The sequence below is a fragment of the Frigoribacterium sp. CFBP 8754 genome, from assembly GCF_014841815.1.
Lineage (GTDB): Bacteria > Actinomycetota > Actinomycetes > Actinomycetales > Microbacteriaceae > Frigoribacterium > Frigoribacterium endophyticum.
The window spans coordinates 275,520-297,915 of record NZ_JACYUO010000001.1; the positions used below are offsets into that span (position 1 = coordinate 275,520).

The 22,396-nt window shown below is 74.0% G+C and carries 20 protein-coding genes and 1 tRNA gene; 15 read left to right on the forward strand and 6 right to left on the reverse strand.

All coding sequences use genetic code 11. From position 1 onward, the window contains the following. Window positions 1-38 precede the first annotated feature (38 nt). The gene (locus IFT72_RS01315) at window positions 39-1,052 is read right to left on the reverse strand and encodes an o-succinylbenzoate synthase (protein WP_192045364.1); all 1,014 of its coding nucleotides are present in this window, start codon (window positions 1,050-1,052) and stop codon (window positions 39-41) included. Window positions 1,053-1,094: 42 nt separating this feature from the next. On the opposite strand from IFT72_RS01315, the gene IFT72_RS01320 reads away from it, so the two are divergent. The 4 genes from IFT72_RS01320 (at window position 1,095) to IFT72_RS01335 (ending at window position 4,676) form a co-directional block, all read left to right on the forward strand. Beyond that, window positions 1,095-1,508 (forward strand): hypothetical protein, encoded by a 414-nt coding sequence (locus IFT72_RS01320; RefSeq protein WP_185231750.1) that lies wholly within the window; start codon window positions 1,095-1,097, stop codon window positions 1,506-1,508. A 115-nt stretch (window positions 1,509-1,623) separates the two neighbouring features. Beyond that, a complete protein-coding gene (locus IFT72_RS01325) occupies window positions 1,624-2,532 on the forward strand; it encodes a 1,4-dihydroxy-2-naphthoyl-CoA synthase (RefSeq protein WP_192045365.1) in 909 nt (302 codons plus the stop codon). 28 nt (window positions 2,533-2,560) lie between these two features. Beyond that, window positions 2,561-3,700: an AMP-binding protein gene (locus IFT72_RS01330; RefSeq protein ID WP_192045366.1), complete on the forward strand. Its 1,140-nt coding sequence runs from the start codon at window positions 2,561-2,563 to the stop codon at window positions 3,698-3,700. A gap of 31 nt (window positions 3,701-3,731) precedes the next feature. Further along, window positions 3,732-4,676 (forward strand): 1,4-dihydroxy-2-naphthoate polyprenyltransferase, encoded by a 945-nt coding sequence (locus IFT72_RS01335; protein WP_056052963.1) that lies wholly within the window; start codon window positions 3,732-3,734, stop codon window positions 4,674-4,676. Here IFT72_RS01335 and IFT72_RS01340 read toward each other — a convergent pair. Continuing rightward, entirely contained in the window at window positions 4,673-5,032 is a 360-nt protein-coding gene (locus tag IFT72_RS01340) for a DUF4229 domain-containing protein (protein WP_192045367.1), read from the reverse strand. The two genes, IFT72_RS01335 and IFT72_RS01340, sit on opposite strands and share 4 nt — an antisense overlap. A gap of 107 nt (window positions 5,033-5,139) precedes the next feature. On the opposite strand from IFT72_RS01340, the gene IFT72_RS01345 reads away from it, so the two are divergent. From IFT72_RS01345 to IFT72_RS01355, 3 genes are all read left to right on the forward strand, one after another. Beyond that, window positions 5,140-5,499, forward strand: coding sequence for a PLD nuclease N-terminal domain-containing protein (locus IFT72_RS01345; RefSeq protein ID WP_056055651.1), 360 nt, complete (start codon window positions 5,140-5,142; stop codon window positions 5,497-5,499). Window positions 5,500-5,503: 4 nt separating this feature from the next. Then, the gene (gene menD, locus IFT72_RS01350; RefSeq protein ID WP_371741131.1) at window positions 5,504-7,345 is read left to right on the forward strand and encodes a 2-succinyl-5-enolpyruvyl-6-hydroxy-3-cyclohexene-1-carboxylic-acid synthase; all 1,842 of its coding nucleotides are present in this window, start codon (window positions 5,504-5,506) and stop codon (window positions 7,343-7,345) included. Window positions 7,346-7,436: 91 nt separating this feature from the next. Beyond that, window positions 7,437-8,288, forward strand: coding sequence for a PPK2 family polyphosphate kinase (locus IFT72_RS01355; RefSeq protein WP_192045368.1), 852 nt, complete (start codon window positions 7,437-7,439; stop codon window positions 8,286-8,288). A gap of 33 nt (window positions 8,289-8,321) precedes the next feature. Here the strand turns inward: IFT72_RS01355 and IFT72_RS01360 are convergent, their stop codons facing one another. Together IFT72_RS01360 and IFT72_RS01365 are read right to left on the reverse strand one after the other, a co-directional pair. Continuing rightward, window positions 8,322-9,788 carry an MFS transporter gene (locus IFT72_RS01360; RefSeq protein ID WP_185231758.1) on the reverse strand — a complete coding sequence of 489 codons (1,467 nt, stop codon included), beginning with the start codon at window positions 9,786-9,788 and terminating at the stop codon, window positions 8,322-8,324. After that, on the reverse strand, window positions 9,785-11,017 hold the full coding sequence (locus IFT72_RS01365) for an isochorismate synthase (RefSeq protein WP_192045369.1): 1,233 nt from the start codon (window positions 11,015-11,017) through the stop codon (window positions 9,785-9,787). Before IFT72_RS01365 ends, IFT72_RS01360 begins: the two co-directional genes overlap by 4 nt. A gap of 52 nt (window positions 11,018-11,069) precedes the next feature. Here IFT72_RS01365 and ubiE point away from each other — a divergent pair, with 52 nt between their 5' ends. The 5 genes from ubiE to cls all read left to right on the forward strand — a co-directional run bounded on the left by ubiE (window position 11,070) and on the right by cls (window position 16,550). Then, a complete protein-coding gene (ubiE, locus tag IFT72_RS01370) occupies window positions 11,070-11,804 on the forward strand; it encodes a bifunctional demethylmenaquinone methyltransferase/2-methoxy-6-polyprenyl-1,4-benzoquinol methylase UbiE (protein ID WP_056052980.1) in 735 nt (244 codons plus the stop codon). A 43-nt stretch (window positions 11,805-11,847) separates the two neighbouring features. After that, window positions 11,848-12,933 carry a polyprenyl synthetase family protein gene (locus IFT72_RS01375; RefSeq protein WP_192045370.1) on the forward strand — a complete coding sequence of 362 codons (1,086 nt, stop codon included), beginning with the start codon at window positions 11,848-11,850 and terminating at the stop codon, window positions 12,931-12,933. A 119-nt stretch (window positions 12,934-13,052) separates the two neighbouring features. Beyond that, window positions 13,053-14,429, forward strand: coding sequence for an FAD-dependent oxidoreductase (locus tag IFT72_RS01380; protein WP_056052984.1), 1,377 nt, complete (start codon window positions 13,053-13,055; stop codon window positions 14,427-14,429). A gap of 159 nt (window positions 14,430-14,588) precedes the next feature. Next, complete coding sequence (locus IFT72_RS01385) at window positions 14,589-15,077, forward strand: YajQ family cyclic di-GMP-binding protein (protein WP_056052987.1); 489 nt, start codon at window positions 14,589-14,591, stop codon at window positions 15,075-15,077. A 6-nt stretch (window positions 15,078-15,083) separates the two neighbouring features. After that, a complete protein-coding gene (gene cls, locus IFT72_RS01390) occupies window positions 15,084-16,550 on the forward strand; it encodes a cardiolipin synthase (RefSeq protein ID WP_235491142.1) in 1,467 nt (488 codons plus the stop codon). A gap of 279 nt (window positions 16,551-16,829) precedes the next feature. Here cls and IFT72_RS01395 read toward each other — a convergent pair whose 3' ends face one another. After that, the gene (locus tag IFT72_RS01395; protein ID WP_156369895.1) at window positions 16,830-17,723 is read right to left on the reverse strand and encodes a type IV toxin-antitoxin system AbiEi family antitoxin domain-containing protein; all 894 of its coding nucleotides are present in this window, start codon (window positions 17,721-17,723) and stop codon (window positions 16,830-16,832) included. A 322-nt stretch (window positions 17,724-18,045) separates the two neighbouring features. Here IFT72_RS01395 and IFT72_RS01400 point away from each other — a divergent pair. The 3 genes from IFT72_RS01400 to IFT72_RS16560 all read left to right on the forward strand — a co-directional run bounded on the left by IFT72_RS01400 (window position 18,046) and on the right by IFT72_RS16560 (window position 20,520). Next, window positions 18,046-18,127: transfer RNA gene (locus IFT72_RS01400), tRNA-Tyr, on the forward strand. Between the two features lie 116 nt (window positions 18,128-18,243). Continuing rightward, window positions 18,244-19,101 (forward strand): inositol monophosphatase family protein, encoded by an 858-nt coding sequence (locus tag IFT72_RS01405; RefSeq protein ID WP_192045371.1) that lies wholly within the window; start codon window positions 18,244-18,246, stop codon window positions 19,099-19,101. A gap of 222 nt (window positions 19,102-19,323) precedes the next feature. Next, the gene (locus tag IFT72_RS16560; RefSeq protein ID WP_192045372.1) at window positions 19,324-20,520 is read left to right on the forward strand and encodes a M23 family metallopeptidase; all 1,197 of its coding nucleotides are present in this window, start codon (window positions 19,324-19,326) and stop codon (window positions 20,518-20,520) included. Between the two features lie 64 nt (window positions 20,521-20,584). Here the strand turns inward: IFT72_RS16560 and IFT72_RS01415 are convergent, their stop codons facing one another. Further along, a complete protein-coding gene (locus IFT72_RS01415) occupies window positions 20,585-22,342 on the reverse strand; it encodes an alpha-amylase family glycosyl hydrolase (protein WP_192045373.1) in 1,758 nt (585 codons plus the stop codon). Between the last annotated feature and the right edge of the window lie 54 nt (window positions 22,343-22,396).

Sequence of the window (22,396 nt, forward strand, 5' to 3'; positions counted from 1 at the left end):
TCCGACCGCCGGCCCGTGCGGGCCGCTGCCCGGGACCCTCAGGAGTCGCGGGTCGCGGAGAGCACGTCGTGGCAGGCCCGCAGCCGGTCACGCCACCAGCGCACCCTCTCGTCGGGGGCGGCGTGCTCGCGCAGCAGGTCGTGGTCTACCTCGACCCGGCGCACGTCGATCGCCCCGTCGACCGGGAGCAGCGGCTGCCGGGTGACGTCCGCCGCCAGCAGCGCGGCCGTGCCGAGCCCGCAGTCGTGCTCGAGGCCGGGCAGCGCCGCCGCGAGGTGGGCGCCCGTGCTGAGGCCGACGGAGGTGTCGAGGGCGCTCGAGACGACGACGGGCAGGCCCGCCGCCTCGACGACCTCGAGCGCTGCACGGATCCCGCCGAGCGGCTGGGCCTTGATCACGAGCAGGTCGGCGGCGCCCGCCCGGGCGACCGCCAGGGGGTCGTCGGCTCGACGCACGCTCTCGTCGGCCGCCACCATGACCCCGATGCCGGCCGTGCGGCGTCGCAGCTCGGCGAGCTCGGGCACCGTGGCGCACGGCTGCTCCGCGTACTCCAGGGCGTACGGGGCCAGCGCGAGCAGCGCCTCCTCGGCCTCGTCGACCGACCAGCCGCCGTTGGCGTCGACCCGGACGCGGCCCTCTGGGCCGACGTGCCGGCGGGCGGCGGCGACGCGGGCGACGTCGTCGGCGAGCGTCTGGGTGCGGTCGGCGACCTTGACCTTCACGGTGCGGCAGCCGGGGAAGCGTGCGAGGACGCCGGGGACCTCGGCAGGGCCGACGGCGGGCAGGGTCGCGTTCACGCGCACGGTGTCGGCCCGGACGACGTGCGGGGCGCCCCAGCCGAAGTCGACGGAGGCGGCGAGCCAGGTGGCGGCCTCGGCCGGGAGGTACTCGACGAACGGGCTGAACTCGGTCCAGCCCCGCGGCCCCTCGACCAGCAGGGCCTCGCGCACGACGATGCCGCGGAACCGCGTGCGCAGCGGGAGGGCCACCACGTGGGCGCCGTCGAGCAGCTCGCCGACGGGCGGGAGGACGGCAGGTACGACGCTCGGCACGTCTCCAGTCTGTCACCGGGTCGGCCGCTAGGGTCGGTCACCATGGCCGTTCCCGAGACCGACCCGACCGAGCCCCGTGACGCCCGGCAGCGCTCCGGGCAGCCCGGCTCCGCCGCCGCCGACGACGGCCTCACCGTCTTCGACGAGGCCACCCACGACGAGGCCGCCCAGCCGGCCCGCAGCCGGCGGCTCGGCGTCGTGACCCTCGGCCTCGGCCTCCTCCTCCTCGCGCTCGACGGCCTGGCCGTCGGCCTCCTCGCCGCCGACCTCGTCGCCGCGGCCGCCTCGATCGCGCTCGTCACGATGCTCGCCTCGGTCGTCGTCGGGGTCGTCGCGCTGGTCGCCGTGGCCCTCCGCCGCGGCCGCTGGCAGGGCGTCGCCGCCGTGCTGGTCTGCGTGCTGGCGAACCCGTTCGTCTTCGTCTACCTGCTGGGCCGCGCGCTGCCGCAGTTCTAGGGCCGTCGAGCCGGGGACGCGGCCGTCGCGGAGGGCCCGCTCCCGGCCGGGCCCTGCTCCGAGCGCAGGCCCCGCGCGAGGCCCCGTCCCCGCCGCCGGTCGTAGGCTGGCGGGCATGCACGACACCGTCTCCGACCTCTTCGACCCGACCGAGTGGCGCGAGGTGCCCGGCTTCGCCGACCTCACCGACGTCACGTACCACCTCGACGTCGAGGGCCGCGTGGCTCGCGTCGCCATCGACCGCCCCGAGGTCCGCAACGCCTTCCGGCCGCGCACGGTCGACGAGCTGTACCGCACGCTCGACCACGCCCGGCAGCAGAGCCGGGTCGGCGTCGTGCTGCTGACCGGCAACGGCCCCAGCGCGAAGGACGGCGGCTGGGCCTTCTGCAGCGGCGGCGACCAGCGCATCCGCGGCCGCGACGGCTACAAGGCCGAGGGCGACGAGGCGAACGTGGCCGACCCCGCCTCGGCCGGCCGCCTCCACATCCTCGAGGTGCAGCGGCTGATCCGCTTCATGCCCAAGGTCGTCGTCGCCGTGGTGCCCGGGTGGGCCGCGGGCGGCGGCCACTCGCTGCACGTCGTGTGCGACCTCACGATCGCCAGCCGCGAGCACGGCAGGTTCAAGCAGACCGACGCCGACGTCGGCTCGTTCGACGCCGGATACGGCAGCGCCTACTTCGCGAAGCAGATCGGCCAGAAGCTCGCCCGCGAGGTCTTCTTCCTCGCCGAGGAGTACAGCGCTGACCGTGCCCACGAGATGGGCGCGGTCAACCGCGTCGTGCCCCACGCCGACCTGGAGAAGGAGGCGCTGGCGATGGCGCGCGTCGTGCTCACGAAGTCGCCCACCGCGATCCGCATGCTCAAGTTCGCGTTCAACGCGACCGACGACGGCATCGTGGGCCAGCAGGTCTTCGCGGGCGAGGCGACGCGCCTGGCGTACGGCACCGACGAGGCCGTCGAGGGCCGGGACTCCTTCCTCGAGAAGCGCGAGCCCGACTGGTCGCCGTTCCCGTGGCAGTACTGAGGGCGGCGGGGCCGGGGAGGCGCGGGGCATGACCCGGCCCCTGGTCGCGGTCGACGCCCGCTCGCCCGAGCGCGTGCTGCTCGCGCTCCGGGCAGCGCTCGCGGGCGGCCCCGCCGTCGCCCCGCGGACGGACGACGTCGTGCCGGCCGACCTCCCGACGACCGTGCCGCTGCCGGTCGCCCTCGTGATCGAGACGAGCGGCTCGAGCGGCCGGCCCAAGCGGGTCGCGCTCGGCACCGACGCGCTCCTGGCCGGCGCGGCCGCCGCCGACGGGGCGCTGGGCGGGCCGGGGCAGTGGCTCCTCGCCCTGCCCGCGCACTACGTGGCCGGCACGAACGTGCTCGTGCGCTCGATCGCCGCCGGCACCGAGCCGGAGCTGCTCGCGCCCGGCCACTTCGACGCCGCGGCCTTCGCCCGGGCGGCCGCCCGCCTCACGCACCCGGTGCGGTACACCTCGCTCGTACCCGCGCAGCTGGTGACCGCCCTCGACGCCGCCGAGCACGACGAGGGCGTCGCCGCGGCGCTCCGCGGCTTCACGGCCGTGCTGGTGGGCGGGCAGGCGACGCCGGCCTCCGTCGTCGACCGGGCCCGCGCCTCCGGCGTCCCCCTGGTGCGCACCTACGGGTCGAGCGAGACGGGCGGCGGCTGCGTGTACGACGGCCGTCCGGTCGGGCAGGCCCGGGTGGGCGTCGTGGGCGGCCAGGTCGAGCTCTCCGGCCCGTCGCTCGCCGAGGGCTACCTCGACGACGAGGCCCGGACGGCCGCCGCGTTCGTCGAGCGGGACGGGCGGCGTTGGTACCGCACGGGCGACGCGGGCACGGTGAGCGACGAGGGCCTCCTCACCGTGACCGGGCGCCTCGACGACGTCGTGGTCTCGGGCGGCGAGAAGGTGTCGCTCGGGGCCGTCGAGCGGGTCGTCCGCGAGCTGCCGGGCTGGGCCGGGGCCGTCGTCGTCCGGTCGACGCACGAGCGCTGGGGCGAGGTCCCCGTCGTCGTGCGCGCGGGGGAGGGCCCGGAGGGCGGGACGCTGGCCGAGCTCCGCGCCGCCGTGGTGGCCGAGGCGGGCCGCGCCGCCGCGCCCGACCGGGTGGTGGTCGTCGAGCGGCTGCCCCTGCTGCCGAGCGGCAAGCCCGACCGGCTCGCGCTGGAGCGCCTCGTCGCGCCCTGACCGCGATCGGGGCGGGAACTACACTCGTCGGGTGGCCAAGACGACGACATCCAGGACGAAGCGCAGCGGACGACCGGGCGGCCGCCCGGGGAAGCAGCCCGCACGTCGGGTCACGGCCCGCGACTGGATCGGCGGGGCCCGGCTCCGCACCCTGCCGCTCGCCGTCGCGCCGGTCGCCCTCGGCACCGGCGTCGCCCGCGCGAACGGCGACTGGGACCTGCTGCTCGCCCTGCTCTGCCTCGCCGTCGCGGTGTTCCTGCAGGTCGGCGTCAACTACTCGAACGACTACTCCGACGGCATCCGCGGCACCGACGAGTTCCGGGTCGGGCCCGCCCGCCTGACGGGCTCGGGCGCCGTCCGGCCCCGGACGGTTCTGCGCGTCGCCCTCGTCTCCTTCGCCGTCGCCGCGGTCGCCGGCGTCGCGGTCGTCGTGCTCACGCAGCAGTGGTGGATGCTGGCGGTCGGCGCCGCCGCCGTGGTCGCCGCCTGGTTCTACACCGGGGGCAAGCGGCCCTACGGCTACAACGCGCTCGGCGAGGTCTTCGTCTTCGTCTTCTTCGGCCTCGTGGCGACGGTCGGCACGACCTTCGTGCAGCTCGGGCGCTTCCCCGCCGACGCCTGGGTCGCGGGCGTCTCGGCCGGGCTGTTCGCCTGCGCGGTGCTGATGGTCAACAACATCCGCGACATCCCGCAGGACCGCGCGGCCGGCAAGCGCACCCTGGCGGTCGTCGTCGGCGACCCGGTGGCCCGCGCGCTCTACGCGTCGTTCCTGCTGCTGCCGTTCCTCATCCTCGTGTACTTCGGCTTCCTGTACTTCCACGCGCCGTACGTGTACTTCACGCTGCTGACGGCCGTGCCCGCGGCCGTCATCGGAGTCACGGGCAAGACCCCGAAGGAGCTGATCCTCGCCCTGCAGCTGGCGTCGCTCACGGCGCTCCTGTACGGGCTCGCCCTCGCCGCCGTGCTGTTCGCCTAGGCGCCGCGGGCGGGGTCCTCGGGACGGTCGTCGGCGGGGCGCGACCCGGCGTCGTCCGGGGCAGCGGGGGCGGCGGGGGCGGCGTCGGCCTCGGCCAGACGAGCGTCCTGCTCGGCGAGGTCGTCGTCCTCCGCCAGCGTGTCGCGGTCGAGCGGCTCGGGCCGCGAGCGACGGTCGGCCAGCTCGAGCGCGACCTCGCGCCGCAGGCCGGCGAAGAAGATGTACGAGACGCAGAACGCCACCACCGCGGCGAGCAGGGTCGCGAGGTAGGGGTTCGGCAGCAGCAGCACGAACAGGACCAGCGCCACGAGGAAGATGCCGAGGCGCAGGACCGTGTACTTGACCCAGGGTTTCACGCGCTGATCCTAGCCGCGGCCGCCGGTGTGCCCGCCGTGGGCCGCTCTCCGGCACCGGGCGTCGCGTGCCCAGCCGACCCCCGGGAGCGACGCCTATGATCGTCGCCATGGTCAAGTTCTGGGTGGTGGCGGTCGTCGCGGCGTCGGCGTTCGTGATCTACGCCCTCGTCGACTGCCTCTTCGCGGAGTCGAGCCGGTTCCGGGCGCTGAACAAGCCCCTCTGGGCCGCGATCATCGTCCTGCTGCCCGTCGTCGGCGCCGTGCTGTGGTTCCTGCTCGGCCGGGCCCGCAAGGCGGGCCGCGGTCCGCAGCGTCGCTTCATCGCCCCCGACGACGACCCCGACTTCTCCGGCCGCTCGGCCGCGACGGTGACCGACCTCGACCGGGAGACCACCGACGAGCGCATCCGGCGCCTCGAGCAGGAGCTCTCCGAGCTCGACAACGACGACAAGACCGGCACGGCCTGAGGCCGTGAGCACCGACTCCTCGGGCTCTGTGCTGCCCGACGACCACGACGCCGTCCGGGGCGAGGCGGAGGCCGACACCGACGGGGCCGCCTCCAGGCCCGTCGAGACCGGCACCGCTGACGGCCTCCCGGCGGAGCGCTCCGGCAGCGTCGCCACCGACTACGCCGTCGCGCTGCTCGCCGCGCTCGTCGACGCGGGCGTGCACGAGCTCGTCCTCAGCCCCGGATCGCGCTCGCAGGCCCTGGCGCTCGCCGCCGCCGAGTTCGAGCGGGCGGGCCGGCTCCGGCTCCGCGTGCGCATCGACGAGCGGAGCGCCGGCTTCACGGCCCTCGGCCTCGCCGTCGAGACCGGCCGGCCGACCGCGGTCGTGACGACCTCCGGCACGGCCGTGGCCAACCTCCACCCGGCCGTCCTGGAGGCCCACCACTCTGGCGTGCCGCTCGTCCTCCTCACCGCCGACCGGCCGGTCGAGCTGCGGGGCGTCGGCAGCAACCAGACGACCGTGCAGCCCGGGCTCTTCGGCCCGGCCGTCCCGTGGGTGCGCGACGTCGAGGCCCCCTCCGAGGGCGACGTCGACGTCGAGGCCGTCCGTCGGCTCGCCCGGGCAGCGGTCGCGGCCTCGCTCGGGGCCGGCGGCGACGACGGCCGTGACACTCCCGGCCCGGTCCAGCTCAACGTCGCCCTGCGCGAGCCGCTCTCGGCGGCCGTGACGACGCTGCCCGCGGCCCGCCCGGGCGAGGTGACCCGCCCCTCCGCGGGGCCCGCTCACCTGCTCTCCGTCGACGACGACCCGGCCACGCTGGTCGTGGCGGGCCACGACGCCGGTCCCGACGCCGAGCGCCTCGCCCGCGAGCTCGGCGCCCCGCTCGTGGCCGAGGTCTCGAGCGGCGCGCACTTCGGGCCGAACCTCGCCCTCGGCTGGCGCACGCTGCTCGCCGACGCGGAGTTCGGCGGGCTCGTCCGCCGCGTGGTGGTCGTCGGGCACCCGACCCTCACCCGCCAGGTGCCCGCCCTGCTGGCGCGCCCCGACGTCGAGGTCGTCGTCGTCCGCGGGCGCACCGCCGACGCCTACGACCCGAGCCGCCGCGCGACCGTGGTCGCTGCCGTCCAGGTCGCCCCCGGTGGGGGAGGCGCCCCCGACGACCGCGCCCACCGGGCCTGGGTGGGCCGCTGGGTCCACGCCGGCCGCGCGCTCGTCGGCGACCCGGAGCAGGCGCCCGACCTCGACGCCGCGACGAGCGACGACGCCTCGGTGCGGGCGGAGTTCCTCCGCGGCGAGGTGCAGCTGCTGCGCCGCGGGGTCACGCGGCGCGCCCTGGCCGAGACGCTCTGGCGCGTCACGTGGCCGCACGACCGGCTCGTGCTCGGCGCCTCGCGGCTGATCCGCGAGGTCGACGAGGTGGTGCCCGGCAAGAAGGTGCCCGTCCACGCGAACCGCGGCCTCGCCGGCATCGACGGCACGGTCGCGACCGCGACCGGGATCGCCCTCGCCAGCCAGCTCGACGAGGCGCGCCCGGGCGTGACGCGCGTGCTGCTCGGCGACCTCACCCTGCTGCACGACGTCGGCTCGCTGCTCCTCGGCGACGGCGAGGTGCGGCCCCGGCTGCAGGTCGTCGTCGGCAACGACGGCGGCGGCACGATCTTCGACGGCCTCGAGGTGGCCGCGACGGCCCCCGCCGACGCGATGACCCGGGTCCAGTTCACCCCGCAGAGCGTCGAGCTCGCCCCCCTGGCCGCCGCCTACGGCTGGCACCACGTGCGGGCCGCGACGCGGGCCGAGCTCGACCAGGCCCTCGCCCGCCGCTGGGACGGCCCCGTGCTGATCGAGGTCCCGCTCGCGCGCTGACGCTCCGCCGCCGACGGGCGTGCCCGGCCTCGGCGGCCGCACCGCGACTCCGCCCGGCCCCTGCCCGCCCGCCGCACGTAGGCTCGGCCGCATGGCCACCACCTGGACGTCCGAGCCCGCCGAGATCCTCCGTGCGGGCACCGACTTCGCCCTCGCCGACGTCGACCCCCGGTCGACGCCGGGCTTCGCCGGCGACAAGGGCTACGCGCGGCAGGTGCTCGAGTCCGGCCGGGAGGCGCTGAGCGACCTCCAGGAGCGGCTCTTCGCCAGCAGCCGGACGGGCGGCGACCAGGGGTCCGTCCTCCTCGTGCTGCAGGGCACCGACACCTCGGGCAAGGGCGGTGTCGTCCGTCACGTCGTGGGTTCCGTCGACCCGCAGGGCGTCGCCCACCACGCGTTCAAGCAGCCCACCGAGGAGGAGCTCGCGCACGACTTCCTCTGGCGCGTGCGCCGCGAGCTGCCCGGCCCCGGCATGATCGGCGTCTTCGACCGCTCGCACTACGAGGACGTGCTGATCGGCAAGGTGCGTCGCCTCGCGTCGCCCGAGGAGGTCGAGCAGCGCTACGACGACATCGTCGCCTTCGAGCGCGAGCTGGCGGAGTCGGGCACGACCATCGTCAAGGTGATGCTGCACGTCTCGCGCGACGAGCAGGGCGAGCGTCTGCGCGCCCGTCTCGACGACCCCGAGAAGCACTGGAAGTACGTGCCCGGCGACCTCGACGACCGCCTGCTCTGGTCGGACTACCAGGAGGCGTACGAGACGGCGATCCGCCGCACGAGCACGGAGGCGGCGCCGTGGTTCGTCGTGCCCGCCGACCGCAAGTGGTACGCCCGCGTCGCCGTGCAGCGCCTGCTGACGGCCGCGCTGAGGGCGCGGGACCCGCAGTGGCCGGCCGCGCCGTACGACGTCGAGCTGGAGAAGGTCCGGCTCGCCTCCACCTGATCCGTCGGCGGAGCGCCCTCGGGGGGCACTCCGTCAGGAGGCGCGGCTCCGGAGGGCGTCGCCGGTGCCCCGCGGCAGACGGAGGCCCTCCGGCAGGCTGAGCAGGGCGAGGGCCGCGAGCACGACGAGGGCCACCTGGTAGCCGGTCGCCGGGTCGGAGCCGCCGTCGGCGGAGGCCGCCAGGTCGGCGAGGCGGACGGCGAGGGCCGTCACGGCGACCCCGAGGCCCACGGCGAGCTGGCTCGTGATCGACGCGATGGCGTTCGCCGGGCCGATCATCGGCGCGGGCACGTCGGCGAACTGCAGGGTGTTGTAGGCCGTGAAGCCCACCGAGCGGAACACGCCGCTCAGCAGCAGCACCGCCGCGACCAGCACCGGTGAGTCGTCGGGCCGCACGAGCGCCGTCGCGACGAAGGTCGCGGCGAGCCCGACGGTCGCGACGACGATGATCGGCACGACCCGGAACCGGTGCAGCAGGGGAGTCGTGAGCGGCTTGACCGCCAGGTTGCCGACGAAGACCCACATCAGCATCACGCCGGCCTCGACCGGCGACCAGCCGAAGCCGTCCTGCAGCAGCAGGGGCACGACGAACGGCACGCCGTTGACGACCGCGCGGTAGAGCGAGCCGCTCAGGTTCGTCACGCGGAACGAGCCGATGCGGAACGCCGCGAGGTCGAGCAGCGGGTGACGCGCACGTCGGAACCACCGCACCGCCGCCACGCCGGCGAGCAGCGCGACGGCCACGAGGGCCACGCCGACGGCGACCGTCGACGGGGCGCCGAGCAGGTCGAAGGCGACCACCAGCGAGACGATCGACGTCACGACGAGCAGCAGGCCGACGACGTCGAGAGGCTGGGGGTCGCCCGGCTCCGGGCTCGGCACGACCCGCCACGCGACGACGAGGAGGGCGACGCCGACCGGCACGTTGACCAGGAAGACCCACTGCCAGCCGAGGTGCTCCGTCAGCAGCCCGCCGATCAGCGGTGCGACGACCGGGGCGACGAGCGCCGGCCAGGTCAGGTAGGCGATGGCGCGGATGAGCTCGGACTTCTCCGTGCTGCGGAGCACGATCAGCCGCCCGATCGGCACCATCATGCTGCCGGCGAGGCCCTGCACCACCCGCGACGCCGTCAGCGAGACGAGGTCGCCGCTCAGCGCGCAGGCCACCGACGCGAGCGTGAAGAGCACCACGGCGGCGAGGAACACCCGTCGGGCCCCCCACCGCTCCGCGAGCCACGCGCCGAGCGGGATGAACGCGGCGACGGCGACGAGGTAGCCGGTGACGGCGATGCCGAGCTGCGCGGGCTGCACCCGGAAGTCGGCCGCGACGGAGGCGGTGGCCGTCGACAGGATCGTGGCGTCGAGGTTCTCCATGAAGAAGGCCGCGGCGACCACGAGCGCGACCGGTCGCGACCAGCCCTGGCCGGCCCGCGCCTCCCCGGCTCCGGCCCCCTGCGGAGCGTCCTGCCCCGCGCCCCCTCGTGCCCCCGGCGACGTCACTGCGAGAACGCCTGCACGACGGGCTGGAACTTCATGGTGGTCTCGGCGACCTCGCGCTCGGGGACGGACTCGGCCACGACGCCGGCCCCGGCGAACGCGCGCACCTCGCCCTCGGGCGAGACCTGCGCGCAGCGCAGGGCGATCGCCCACTCGCCGTCGCCGTCGGCGCCGACCCAGCCGACCGGCCCGGCGTAGCGTCCGCGGTCGAACGGCTCGAGCTCGCGGATCAGCGCGAGCGCCTCGCGGGTCGGCGTGCCGGCCACGGCGGCCGTGGGGTGCAGCGAGTCGATCAGGTCGAGCGAGCTCGACCCGTCGGTCAGGCGCCCGCGCACGTCGCTCGCCAGGTGCCAGAGGTTGGGCAGCTTGAGGGTGAAGGGCTGCTCGCCCGTCACGACGTCGGTGGCGTGCGGGCCGAGCGAGAGCAGCAGGCTGCGGAGCGCGAAGGCGTGCTCGTCGAGGTCCTTCGGCGAGGTGGCCAGGGCGTGGGCGGCGCGCTCGTCGCTCACGGCGTCGACGCCCCGCGCGGCGCTGCCCGCGAGCACGCGCGCGGAGACCTCGCCGCGCTCGGAGCGCACGAGGGTCTCGGGGCTCGCGCCGATCAGCCCGTCGACCGCGAACGCGTAGCAGTCCGGGTAGGCGGTGAGCAGCGTGGCCGCGACGAGGCGCAGGTCGGCCTCGGGCGGCAGCTGGCCGACGAGGTCGCGGGCGAGCACCACCTTGCTGACGTCGCCGGCGCCGATGGCGTCGACGGCCCGGGCGACGGCGTCGGCGTAGCCCGCGGCCGACAGCTCGCCCTCCCGGAGGCGGAGGCGCACCGAGGCCCCCACGGGCGTGCCCGCGGGCAGCTCGGCCCCGTCGACGCGGGTGATCCACGCCACGCCGTCGCGGCGGCCGATGACGATGCTCGGCACGATCAGCACGCTCGTGTCGGCGGACTCGTCGTCGAAGGCGAACGAGCCGAAGGCGATCAGGCCCGTGCCCGGCACGCGGACATCGTCGTCGACGGTCGCCCGGCCGGCCAGCTCGCGCCAGGCGGCCGCCGCGTCGCGCATGCGCGAGGGGCCGGAGAACTCGAGCCGGACGGCCTCGCCGATGCCGGCCATGCCGGCGCCGCCGCGCACGAAGACGAGCGGGGAACTGCGGTCGACGACGTCGAGCAGGGGGCTGATGTGGTCGATCCGGGTGGTGCGGACGGAGAGGGAAGGGACGCGCGGCGACGGGAGATCCACCGCGTCAGCCTACTCGGGCAGCGCCCAGTGCATGCCGGTAGGATCGACCATCGTGACCAAGGCCGATATGAACAAGCAGCCCAGCGAGGTCGCGTCCATGTTCGACGGCGTCGCCCAGCACTACGACCGCACGAACGACGTGCTCTCCGCGGGCAACGCCGTCCTGTGGCGCGTCGCGACCGTGAAGGCCATCGGCGCGGGCCCGGCCGACAAGGTCCTCGACATCGCCGCCGGCACCGGCACGAGCTCCGTCGCCATCGCGCGCCGCGGGGCCGAGGTGATCGCGCTCGACTTCTCGCACGGCATGGTCGAGGTCGGCCGCCAGCGCCACCCCGAGATCGAGTTCGTCGAGGGCGACGCCGAGTCGCTGCCCTTCGACGACGACACCTTCGACGCCGTCACCATCTCGTTCGGCCTCCGCAACGTCAACCGTCCGAAGGTCGCGCTCGCCGAGATGCACCGCGTGCTCAAGCCCGGCGGCCGCCTCGTCGTGTGCGAGTTCTCCACGCCGCCGTTCGGCCTGCTCCGCGCGGCGTACCACGCGTACCTCCGCGTCGGGCTGCCCCTGATCTCCAAGGTCACCAGCAGCAACAGCCCCGCCTACTCCTACCTCGCCGAGTCGATCGAGAAGTGGCCCGAGCAGCAGGTGCTCAGCCAGTGGCTGCGCGGCGCCGGCTTCACCCGGGTGGCGCACCGGAACCTGAGCGCGGGCATCGTGGCCCTGCACCGGGGTCGCAAGCCCTCCTCGACGCCCTCGCGCGCCTCCTCGTCCTCGACGGCGAAGTAACCGACCCACGCCGGTCCTCCCGACCAGACGACAAGGTGACCCCATGAACCCGAGCGTGCCGCTGACCCGCAACTCCCTGAGCGCGAGCCTGGGCCTCGGCGAGAAGCTCTTCGCCTCGCCCGCCGAGCGCCGCTTCGTCGCGGCCGTCGACGACGGCCTCGAGCTGGTCGAGTCCGGCCTGCTGCGCGAGATCGCCTTCGCCGACGAGATCGCCGACGCGACGACCCGCTACCTGCTCGCCGCCGGCGGCAAGCGCGTGCGGCCCACGCTGACGCTGCTCATCGCCCAGCTCGGCGAGGGGGCGACCCCCGGCATCGTCGCCTCGGCGCAGGCGACCGAGATCACCCACCTGGCATCGCTGTACCACGACGACGTCATGGACGAGGCGCAGATGCGCCGGGGCGTGCCGAGCGCGCAGACGGTCTGGGGCAACAACGTCGCCATCCTCAGCGGCGACCTGCTCTTCGCCCGCGCCAGCACGATCGTCTCGGGCCTCGGCCAGGAGGCGATCCTGCTGCAGGCCGAGACGTTCGAGCGCCTCTGCCTCGGCCAGCTGCACGAGACGATCGGGCCCAAGGCCGACGACGACCCGATCGCGCACTACATCGACGTCCTGGCCGACAAGACCGGCTCGCTCATCTCGACGGCCGCCCGCGCCGGCGTGATGTTCTCCGGCGCTCCCCGCGAGTACCTCGAGCCCGTCGCGACGTTCGGCGAGAAGATCGGCATCGCGTTCCAGCTGATCGACGACGTCATCGACCTCTCCGACCCCGCCGACCACACCGGCAAGGCCGCCGGCACCGACCTCCGGGCCGGCGTCGTCACCCTGCCGCTCCTGTACCTCCGCAAGGAGGCGCAGACCGACATGGAGGCCGCGGCCCTGCTCGGCCTCATCGAGCGCGTCGTCGAGGTCACCCAGGCCGACGACGACGAGGCGCCCCGCGTCGACGAGGAGGCGTTCGCCGACATCGTGCGCCAGCTCCGCGAGCACGAGGTCACCGAGCGCACCCGGGTCGAGGCGCACCGCTGGGCCAACGAGGCCCTCGAGGCGCTGGCGCCCCTGCCGTCCGGGCCGGTCAAGAAGGCACTGACCCGGTTCGCCGACCGGGTGGTCGAGCGCTCCGCCTGACCGGCACCGCGCCTCCCGGGGCCTCGGCTCCGAACCACGACAGCACCACCACGACCTGCGGTGCCCCGCACCGACCACCGGCCGGCACCCCCGCGCCACCCACCAGAGGGAGAACCCCCGTGACCACCTTGCGTCTGGCCATCGTCGGCGCCGGCCCCGCCGGCATCTACGCCGCCGACATCCTGCTCAAGGCCGAGAAGGCCTTCGACGTGTCGATCGACCTCTTCGAGCAGCTGCCCGCGCCCTACGGCCTCGTCCGCTACGGCGTCGCCCCCGACCACCCGCGCATCAAGGGCATCGTCAACGCGCTGCGCGACGTGCTCGACAGCGGCGACATCCGCGTCTTCGGCAACGTCCGCTACGGCGTCGACATCACCCTCGACGACCTGAAGGCGCACTACAACGCCGTGATCTTCTCGACCGGCGCCATCAAGGACGCCGACCTCGACGTGCCCGGCATCGACCTCGAGGGCAGCTACGGCGCCGCCGACTTCGTGAGCTGGTTCGACGGCCACCCCGACTTCCCGCGCACGTGGCCGCTCGACGCGCAGTCGGTCGCCGTGGTGGGCGTCGGCAACGTCGCGCTCGACGTGTCGCGCATCCTCGCGAAGCACGCCGACGACCTGCTGCCGACCGAGATCCCCGACAACGTCTACGAGGGGCTCAAGCAGTCGTCGATCACCGACGTGCACGTCTTCGGGCGCCGCGGGCCCGCGCAGGTGAAGTTCACCCCGCTCGAGCTCCGTGAGCTCGGCGAGGTGCGCGACGTCGACATGATCGTCCACGACGAGGACTTCGACCACGACGAGGCGTCGAAGACCGCCATCGCGACGAACAAGCAGGTCTTCGTCATCGACAAGGTGCTCAACCAGTGGCGCCAGCGCGAGGTCGGCACGGCGTCGCGTCGCCTGCACCTGCACTTCTACGCCAAGCCCGTCGAGGTCGTCGGCGACGAGCAGGGGCGTGTGGCCGCCTTCCGGTACGAGCGCACCCGGCCCGACGGCCAGGGCGGCGTCGAGGGCACCGGCGAGATCCGCGACGTGCCCGTGCAGGCGATCTACCGCGCCGTCGGCTACTTCGGCTCGCCGCTCGACGGCATCCCGTTCGACGAGCGTCGCGGCGTGATCCCGAACCACGAGGGCCAGGTGATGGACGACGAGAACCAGATCGTCCCCGGCGTCTACGCCACCGGCTGGATCAAGCGCGGGCCGGTCGGCCTCATCGGGCACACGAAGTCCGACGCGATGGAGACCGTCGCGCACGTCATCAACGACCAGGCGAGCTGGTGGCAGCCCGCCGACCCGTCGGAGGACGCGATGCCGGCCCTGCTCGCGCAGCGCGGCGTGGCCTACACCGACCTCGAGGGCTGGCACCGCCTCGACGAGCACGAGCAGGCGCTCGGGTCGGCGCACGAGCACGAGCGGGCTCGCGTCAAGGTCGTCGAGCGCGACGAGATGGTGCGCGTCTCGCGGGCCGTGGAGTCCGCCGACGCGTAGGCGACCCGCCCTGTCGACCTCGACGCGCCTCCGGCGTCCTCCCCTCGCGGGGCGGGCCGGGGGCGCGTCGTCGTGGTGGGGGAGGCGCGTGGCGGCCGCCGCGGTCGACGTCCCGACCGCGGCGGGCCGTGACCGCCCGTCGCCGCTAAGCTGGCAGGCATGGCAGACAGCTCCTTCGACGTGGTCAGCAAGGTCGACAAGATGGAGGCGGACAACGCCCTCCACCAGGCACAGAAGGAGATCGAGCAGCGCTACGACTTCAAGAACGTCGGCGCCTCGGTCGACTGGAGCGGTGAGAAGCTCCTGCTCAAGGCCTCGACGGAGGAGCGCGTCAAGGCCGTGCTCGACGTCCTCGAGTCGAAGTTCATCAAGCGCAGCATCAGCCTCAAGCACCTCGACGTGGGCGAGCCCTTCGCGAGCGGCAAGGAGTACCGCATCGAGGCCGCCCTCAAGGAGGGCATCGAGCAGGAGCACGCGAAGAAGATCGGCAAGATCATCCGCGACGAGGCCCCCAAGAGCGTCAAGAGCCAGATCCAGGGCGACGAGCTGCGCGTCACGTCGAAGAGCCGTGACGACCTCCAGGCCACGATGGCGCTGCTGAAGAAGGCCGACCTCGACGTCGACCTGCAGTTCGTCAACTTCCGCTAGCCCTCCGTGACCGAGCCCGCGTGGCTGCCCGCCACCATCGCGGTGCTCGGTGTCGTCTTCGACATCGCCATCCGCGTCTTCGCGATCGTCTACGTGCCGATCAACCGTCGGCCCACGACCGCGACGGCCTGGCTGCTGGCGATCTTCCTCATCCCGTACGTGGGGTTCCTCCTCTTCCTGCTCTTCGGCAGCACGAAGCTGCCGCGCCGTCGACGCGAGAAGCAGCAGGAGATCAACACCTACATCGTCGAGACGACCGAGGGCATGGAGCGCGTCACCCGCGACCACCCCTGGCCCCTCTGGCTCGACTCGGTGATCGCGCTGAACCGCACGCTCGGCGCCATGCCCCTCGTGGGCGGCAACACGGCCGAGCTGCACTCCGACTACGCGAGGTCGATGGAGGCGATGGTCGAGGCCGTCGACGGAGCCCACCGCTGGGTGCACGCCGAGTTCTACATCACCAGCCTCGACGCGACGACGGAGCCGTTCTTCGTCGCCCTCGAGAACGCCCGGCGCCGTGGCGTCACGGTGCGGGTGCTGATGGACCACATCGCGAGCCGGGGCTACCCCGGCTACCGGCGGACGCGTCGCCGCCTCACGCGCATGGGCGTCGAGTGGCAGCTCATGCTGCCGGTCCAGCCGCTGCGGGGGCGCTACCAGCGGCCCGACCTGCGCAACCACCGCAAGCTGCTGGTGATCGACGGGCAGGTCGCCTTCACCGGCTCGCAGAACATGATCGAGCGGGGCTACCAGCGGCGCGGCAACCACCGGCGCGGGCTGCAGTGGAAGGACTTCATGGTCCGCTTCGAGGGGCCGATCGTCGCGGGCGTCAACGCGCTCTTCGTCACGGACTGGTACTCGGAGACCGACGAGCTGCTGCTCCGCGAGGCCGACCCCGTGGTCGTCGCCGACGACGCGCCGACGGTGGACTGCCAGGTCGTGCCCAGCGGGCCGGGCTTCGACGGCGAGAACAACCTGCGGCTCTTCAACACGCTCCTCTACAACGCGCAGGAGCGCATCATCATCACGAGCCCGTACTTCGTGCCCGACGAGTCGATGCTCTACGCGGTCACGACCGCGGCGCAGCGGGGCATCGAGGTGCAGCTCTTCGTCAGCGAGATCGGTGACCAGGCCGTCGTTTACCACGCGCAGCGGTCGTACTACGAGGCGCTGCTGCGGGCCGGCGTGCGCATCTTCCTGTACCGGTCGCCCACGGTGCTGCACGCGAAGCACCTCACCGTCGACGACGAGGTGGCCGTCATCGGCTCGAGCAACATGGACATGCGGTCGTTCAGCCTCAACCTCGAGATCTCGGTCATGATCCGCGGCCGGAGCTTCGTGCGGCAGCTGCGCGAGGTCGAGCAGTCGTACCGCGACGCCAGCCGCGAGCTGCTGCTCGACGAGTGGCTCGTCCGCCCCTTCCGCTCGAAGGTGCTCGACAACGTCGCCCGGCTCACCTCCGCGGTGCAGTAGCCGGGCGCCGGCGGCTGCCCGCCTCCGCCCGCCCCGCACCTCCGCCCGCCCCGCGCCTCCGCCCGCCCCGCGCCTCCGGCCGCCTGCCCGCCTGCCTGCACCGCGCCTCCGCCCGCCCGCCCGCCCCGAGCCTCCGCCCGCCCTCGAGGGCAGCAAATGCCGACCTTTTGCCAGATCGAGGTCGCGCAATACCTGGATATCCGGTCACCAGGGAGGCGTCGGTCGGGTTCTGCAGGCCTGGCGACGCCGGCGGATGGCATCCCCGGGTGCCCACGGTCCTCACCGGGGCATCCGCCGGGGACGAGCAGTGGCGAGGAGGTGTCGAACGGCAGCGAGGACCGTCTCCCACTCCTCGAACACCTGCCGGTAGGTCACCTCGAGGACCACGTAGCCCGCGGTCGTGAGGGCGACCGTTCGCCGTCTGTCGTCGGCGTACTGCTGGGGCGAAGCGTGGAACTCCCAGCTCGTGCACTCGATGACGAGCCAGCCGTCGACCAGGAGGTCCACCCGGTACCTGCCGGAGACCCACACCTGGACGTCAGCGCGGACCCCCGCCTCCCGGAGCCGGACACGGACGACGGATTCGGTGCCCGACTCCGCTCGAGCGTCGACCAGACGGAGGAGTTCGCGGGCCCGGCCCGGTCGGAGGAGGCGGGCGACGTCAGTGAGTCGCGGACGGTCCTCGGGGCGAAGCCGCAGCGCGGAGTCGACGACGGCGATCGAGAGCGCGAGATCCCCGGGCGGGTGCAGGAGGGACTGGGCCGCCGCCGTGGACGGGGTCACCATCACGCGGTCGCACCCGCCCAGACGGCTCCGGTCACGGAGCACCTGGACGTCGGGGTGGTCATCGCCCAGGCGTCGGCCGGCGTCGTCCGGGTCACGGAGGTCCCGGGCGTTGTGGTCCACCGACACGACGAGGGGCTGTCGTGGTGCTCGCCACGCGCCTCGGGCCACCAGTGCCGACGACCCCGCCAGCACGCCCCCGACCCTCGCTGCTCGCACGACGGGCTCAGGGAGATCTGGTCGGCCGTAGAGGCCGTGCCGGATGCGCTGGAGCGTTCCGCTCCGCCAGGCGTCGTCGACGTCGTGCCTCGAGCAGCCCGCTGCGAGCAGCTCCCGACGATGGACGACGCCGCCGAGACGATCCGTGGTCACGTGCAGCAGCTCGTTCATGGCATGACTCTGGCGCGGACGAGAGCGCTGCAGCCGCTCGCCGTCGCCCTGCCGGTGGACGGATGACTGTTCGTTCAACAGCGGAGGGGATGAGGGGCGCCCTAGCTGTGGACAGCACGCCTGCTCTTGCCCTTCTAGGGCAAATGCCGACTCGTCTCCTCCGAGGCGCGGACTGATAGAGGGAAATCCCGGTATTGCATCGGATCCGGTCGGCATTTGCCACGAAGGGGGGCGGGGGAGGCGGGGTGGTCGTGAGGGGGCTCCGGAGGCTGTATATTTGTCTGGCGCCTCCGGTCGGTGAACACATGGGCCGGGCGTGCATGGCAAGTTACCCAAGTGGCCAAAGGGATCTGACTGTAAATCAGCCGGCGTAGCCTTCGGGGGTTCGAATCCCTCACTTGCCACCCCCGCTCGACGTGATCACCCACGTCGGCACCACGGAACGGACTCGAGACCTCGGGTCCGTTCCGTCGTTCCGGGCACGTCCCGGGCCGGGTCCGGCACCGACCGACGGAGCACCATGACCGACCAGCCCGCGACCCCGCTCGCCGACGCCACCGCCGCCGCCGCCGCCGCGACCACGCCCGCCGCCCTCCTCGACGTGGCCCGCACGGTCGCCGTCGAGGCGGCGGCGCTCGCCGCCCGCCGCCGCTCCGAGGGCGTCGCCGTCGCCGCGACGAAGAGCAGCCTCGTCGACGTCGTCACCCACACCGACCGCGAGGTCGAGGAGCACCTCCGTGCCCGCCTGGCCGAGCTGCGCCCCGGCGACGGCTTCCTCGGCGAGGAGGGCGCCGAGCACGGCTCGACGACGGGCCTCACCTGGGTCGTCGACCCCATCGACGGCACCGTCAACTTCCTCTACGGGATCCCGCAGTGGGCCGTCAGCGTCGCCGTCGTCGAGGGCGACCCGGTGCCGGGCGCCTGGCGGGCGCTCGCCGGCTGCGTCGTGAACCCGCTGTCGGGCGAGACCTGGACGGCGTCCCGAGGGGGAGGCGCGTGGCTGGGCGACCAGCGCCTCCGTCCGTCCTCCCCGGCCACGCTGGCGGAGTCGCTCGTGGCGACGGGCTTCTCGTACGAGGCCGAGCGCCGCGTCGAGCAGGTCGCCGCCGTGGGACGGCTGATCGGGAGGGTCCGGGACATCCGGCGCCAGGGGGCCGCCTCGCTCGACCTCTGCGCGGTCGCGACCGGACGGCTCGACGCGTACGTCGAGCGCGGGCTCAAGCCGTGGGACCACGCCGCAGGAGCCCTCGTCGCGGAGGAGGCGGGCGCCGTCGTCCGCGCGTCGGACGATTCCGCCGAGGGCGGACGACTGACCTCCGCCGCCGCTCCGAGCATCGCCGACGAGCTCTGGCGGGCGGTGGCCGAGGCCCGGATCTGAGCCGATCGGGCGGGGTCGACGACCCTGGTCGCCGTTGTCAGGACACGGGATCTGACATGCCACGGTGGCCGTGACCCCCTGACTCGGGTAGCCATCCGTGGCCCGAGCGGCTACCCTTGAGTGGTTCGTTACTTTTCCGTGACCTGAGTCACCGGTGTAGCGGCCGAGAAGAAGAGGGTGCATCCGCCTCTCCGTCCCGACGACCCCGAGGACCATCACGACGTGTCGAACCCCCAGACCTTCGCCGAGCACGACCGCGACGAGACTCCGTCGCCCCGAGCCGACGATGCTCTGACGACACCGACCGCCGAGACCGCCTCGCCCGTCTTCCTCACCCGCCGCGAAGCCCGCGAGGCCGAGCGCCGCGCCGCAGCAGCTCCCCGTGCCGTCGCCGCCCCCGAGGCAGCCGCCCCCGAGGCCGCAGCCACCCTGGCCGCGGAGCCCGTGGTCGTCGAGACCGGGGTCCCGACCATCGCGGCCCCCGAGGTCGCCACGGCGCAGGCCCTGCCGACCCGCGCCTCCCTGCGTGCCGCCGAGGCGGCCTCCCGTCGCGGCCGCACCGCTCCCCAGCGTCCCGCGACCGCGCCCCGCGCGGCGTCCGCTGCGCGTCCCGCCGCGGCCGCCCGTCCCGCCGCCGGCCCTCGCCGCACCCGGTCCGCGAGCCCCGTCGTCGCGACCGCCGCCTCCGCCCGGTCGACCCCGGCGGCCCGCACGGCTCCCTCTGCGTTCCAGCGCACCTCGAAGCGCGTGACCGTCGTCGGCGCCATGATGTTCGCCGGCGCGATGCTCGTGGCCACCTCGGTGCCCGCCAACGCCTTCTTCGTCGACACCCCCGAGGCCACCGTCGCCAAGAAGAGCGCCGCGGCCGCGCAGAGCTTCGTCGCCGGCGGAGCGACCGACGACGACGTGAGCCGCGACGGCTACTCGGTCACCGAGATGAAGGTCGCCTCCGAGTACGCCTCCACCAGCTCGAGCACGTTCTCGAACGACATGGCCGGCACCGTCCAGTGGCCCTTCCAGACCGGCGTGCCGATCAGCAGCGGCTTCGGCGCCCGTCAGGTCTCGAACTGTAGCTTCTGCTCCACCTTCCACGAGGGCCTCGACTTCGTGCCCGGCGCGGGCTCGCCCATCCAGGCCATCGCCGACGGCACCGTCAGCGTCGTCACCGGCCCGTCGGGCGCCTTCGGCAACCACGTCGAGATCGAGCACGTCATCGACGGCCAGAAGGTCACGTCGACCTACTCGCACATGCAGACCGGCTCGGTCGAGGTGAAGGTGGGCGACACGGTCACCGTCGGTCAGCTCGTCGGCAAGGTCGGCAGCACCGGCAACAGCACCGGCGCGCACCTGCACTTCGAGATCCACCTCGCCGGCGTCCCCGTCGACCCGTACCCGTGGCTCCAGGCCAACACGAACTGACGCACCTCGTGCACGACGAAGCCCCCCGGCACCGGCCGGGGGGCTTCGTCGTCGGCGGGCGGCGTCAGTCGGTGACGCCCTCCGCCCGCAGCCAGACGGCGGCGTTGGCGGGCAGCGCCGGGCCGTCGAGCGCCATCGTCGAGAGCAGCACGTCGGCGACGGGCAGCTCGACCGGCACCTCGCCGGTGTTCGCGAGCACCACGACGTCGCCGCTGCGGAAGGCCACCACGTCGTCCGACCAGCCGCTCAGCCACTCGAGACGCCCCGCGCCGAGCTCGTGCTCCGAGCGGAGGGCCAGGGCCGAGCGGTAGAGCTCGAGGGTCGACCCGGGCACCCCGCGCTGCTCGTCGCGCGCGTAGGTGCTCCAGTCGTCGGGCTGCGGCAGCCAGGAGGCGCCGGTCTCGCTGAACCCGAAGGCGGGCGACCCCGACTCCCAGGGCAGCGGAACACGGCAGCCGTCGCGGCCGTAGCGCTCGCCGTCCGTGCGGAACCACGTCGGGTCCTGACGCGCCTCGTCGGGCAGGTCCACCGCCTCCGGCAGCCCCAGCTCCTCGCCCTGGTAGAGGTAGGCGCTCCCGGGGAGGGCGAGCATGACGGCCGTCGCGGCACGGGCCCGTGCCAGGCCGAGCTCGGGGATCGGCAGGCCGGGGCTGCGCGGGCCGATGCCGTGACCCTGCGGGTTCTCGGCGGTGAGGGCGAGCCGGCTCGCGTGGCGCACGACGTCGTGGTTGCTCAGCACCCAGGTGCTCGGGGCTCCGACGCTCGCGAAGACCTCGATCGACGCGTCCACCACGCGGCGGATCTCGGCGGCCGACCAGCCCGTCTCGAGGTACGCGAAGTTGAAGGCCTGGTGCATCTCGTCGGGGCGCACCCAGTTCGCCAGCTTCGAGAGCGGCTCGACCCAGGCCTCGGCGACGAGCACGCGGTCGCCCTCGTACTCGTCGAGCACGCGACGCCACTCGCGCCAGATCTCGTGCACGCCGTCCTGGCCCCAGTAGGGCGGGGTGCGGTCCTCGCCGAGGCCGCCGCCCATGCTGCCCGCGTCGGCGGGTGGGGTGTAGTCGGGCAGGCCCTCGGCCTTGACCAGGCCGTGGGCGACGTCGACCCGGAACCCGTCGACGCCGCGGTCGAGCCAGAAGCGGAGCACGTCGAGGAAGGCGGAGCGCACCCACGGGTTCGTCCAGTCGAGGTCGGGTTGCGACGAGTCGAAGAGGTGCAGGTACCACTGGCCGGGGCTGCCGTCGGCCTCGGTGACCCGGCTCCACGCCGGGCCGCCGAAGATCGACTCCCAGTTGTTCGGCGGCAGCTCGCCCGCGGCCCCGCGGCCCTCGCGGAACATGTAGCGGGCACGCTCGGGCGATCCGGGCGCCGCCGCCAGCGCTTCTCGGAACCAGACGTGGGCCGACGACGAGTGGTTGGGCACGAGGTCGACGATGAGGCGCAGGCCGAGCTCGGTCGCGCGGGCACGGAGGGCGTCGAAGTCGGCCAGCGTGCCGAAGAGCGGGTCGACGTCGGTGTAGTCGGCGACGTCGTAGCCGGCGTCGGCCTGGGGCGAGGTGTAGAAGGGCGACAGCCAGACAGCGTCGACGCCGAGCTCGACGAGCGCGTCGAGCCGGGCCGTGATGCCGGGCAGGTCGCCGACGCCGTCGCCGTCGCCGTCGGCGAAGGAGCGCGGGTAGACCTGGTAGATGACGGCGGTGCGCCACCACTCGAGGTCGTCGGCGGACGTGGCGAGGCCTTCCGTCTCGGGATCGGCGGGTGCCTGGACGTCGGTCTCGGAGGGGGAGTCGAGCGTGTCGCCCGTGGTCTCGGTAGAGGACATGCGCCCACGATACGGCAGGCTCGGAGGCCCCCATCCAGTACCGTTGACCACACT

Excerpts from the sequence above, each read along its gene's own strand:
- IFT72_RS01320 (WP_185231750.1), top strand. The coding sequence starts at position 1,095 with ATGGCCGTTCCCGAGACCGACCCGACCGAGCCCCGTGACGCCCGGCAG.
- IFT72_RS01415 (WP_192045373.1), bottom strand. The coding sequence starts at position 22,342 with ATGTCCTCTACCGAGACCACGGGCGACACGCTCGACTCCCCCTCCGAG.
- IFT72_RS01375 (WP_192045370.1), top strand. The coding sequence starts at position 11,848 with ATGAACCCGAGCGTGCCGCTGACCCGCAACTCCCTGAGCGCGAGCCTG.
- IFT72_RS01405 (WP_192045371.1), top strand. The coding sequence starts at position 18,244 with ATGACCGACCAGCCCGCGACCCCGCTCGCCGACGCCACCGCCGCCGCC.
- IFT72_RS01330 (WP_192045366.1), top strand. The coding sequence starts at position 2,561 with ATGACCCGGCCCCTGGTCGCGGTCGACGCCCGCTCGCCCGAGCGCGTG.
- IFT72_RS01345 (WP_056055651.1), top strand. The coding sequence starts at position 5,140 with ATGGTCAAGTTCTGGGTGGTGGCGGTCGTCGCGGCGTCGGCGTTCGTG.
- IFT72_RS01395 (WP_156369895.1), bottom strand. The coding sequence starts at position 17,723 with ATGAACGAGCTGCTGCACGTGACCACGGATCGTCTCGGCGGCGTCGTC.
- IFT72_RS01325 (WP_192045365.1), top strand. The coding sequence starts at position 1,624 with ATGCACGACACCGTCTCCGACCTCTTCGACCCGACCGAGTGGCGCGAG.
- IFT72_RS01355 (WP_192045368.1), top strand. The coding sequence starts at position 7,437 with ATGGCCACCACCTGGACGTCCGAGCCCGCCGAGATCCTCCGTGCGGGC.
- IFT72_RS01385 (WP_056052987.1), top strand. The coding sequence starts at position 14,589 with ATGGCAGACAGCTCCTTCGACGTGGTCAGCAAGGTCGACAAGATGGAG.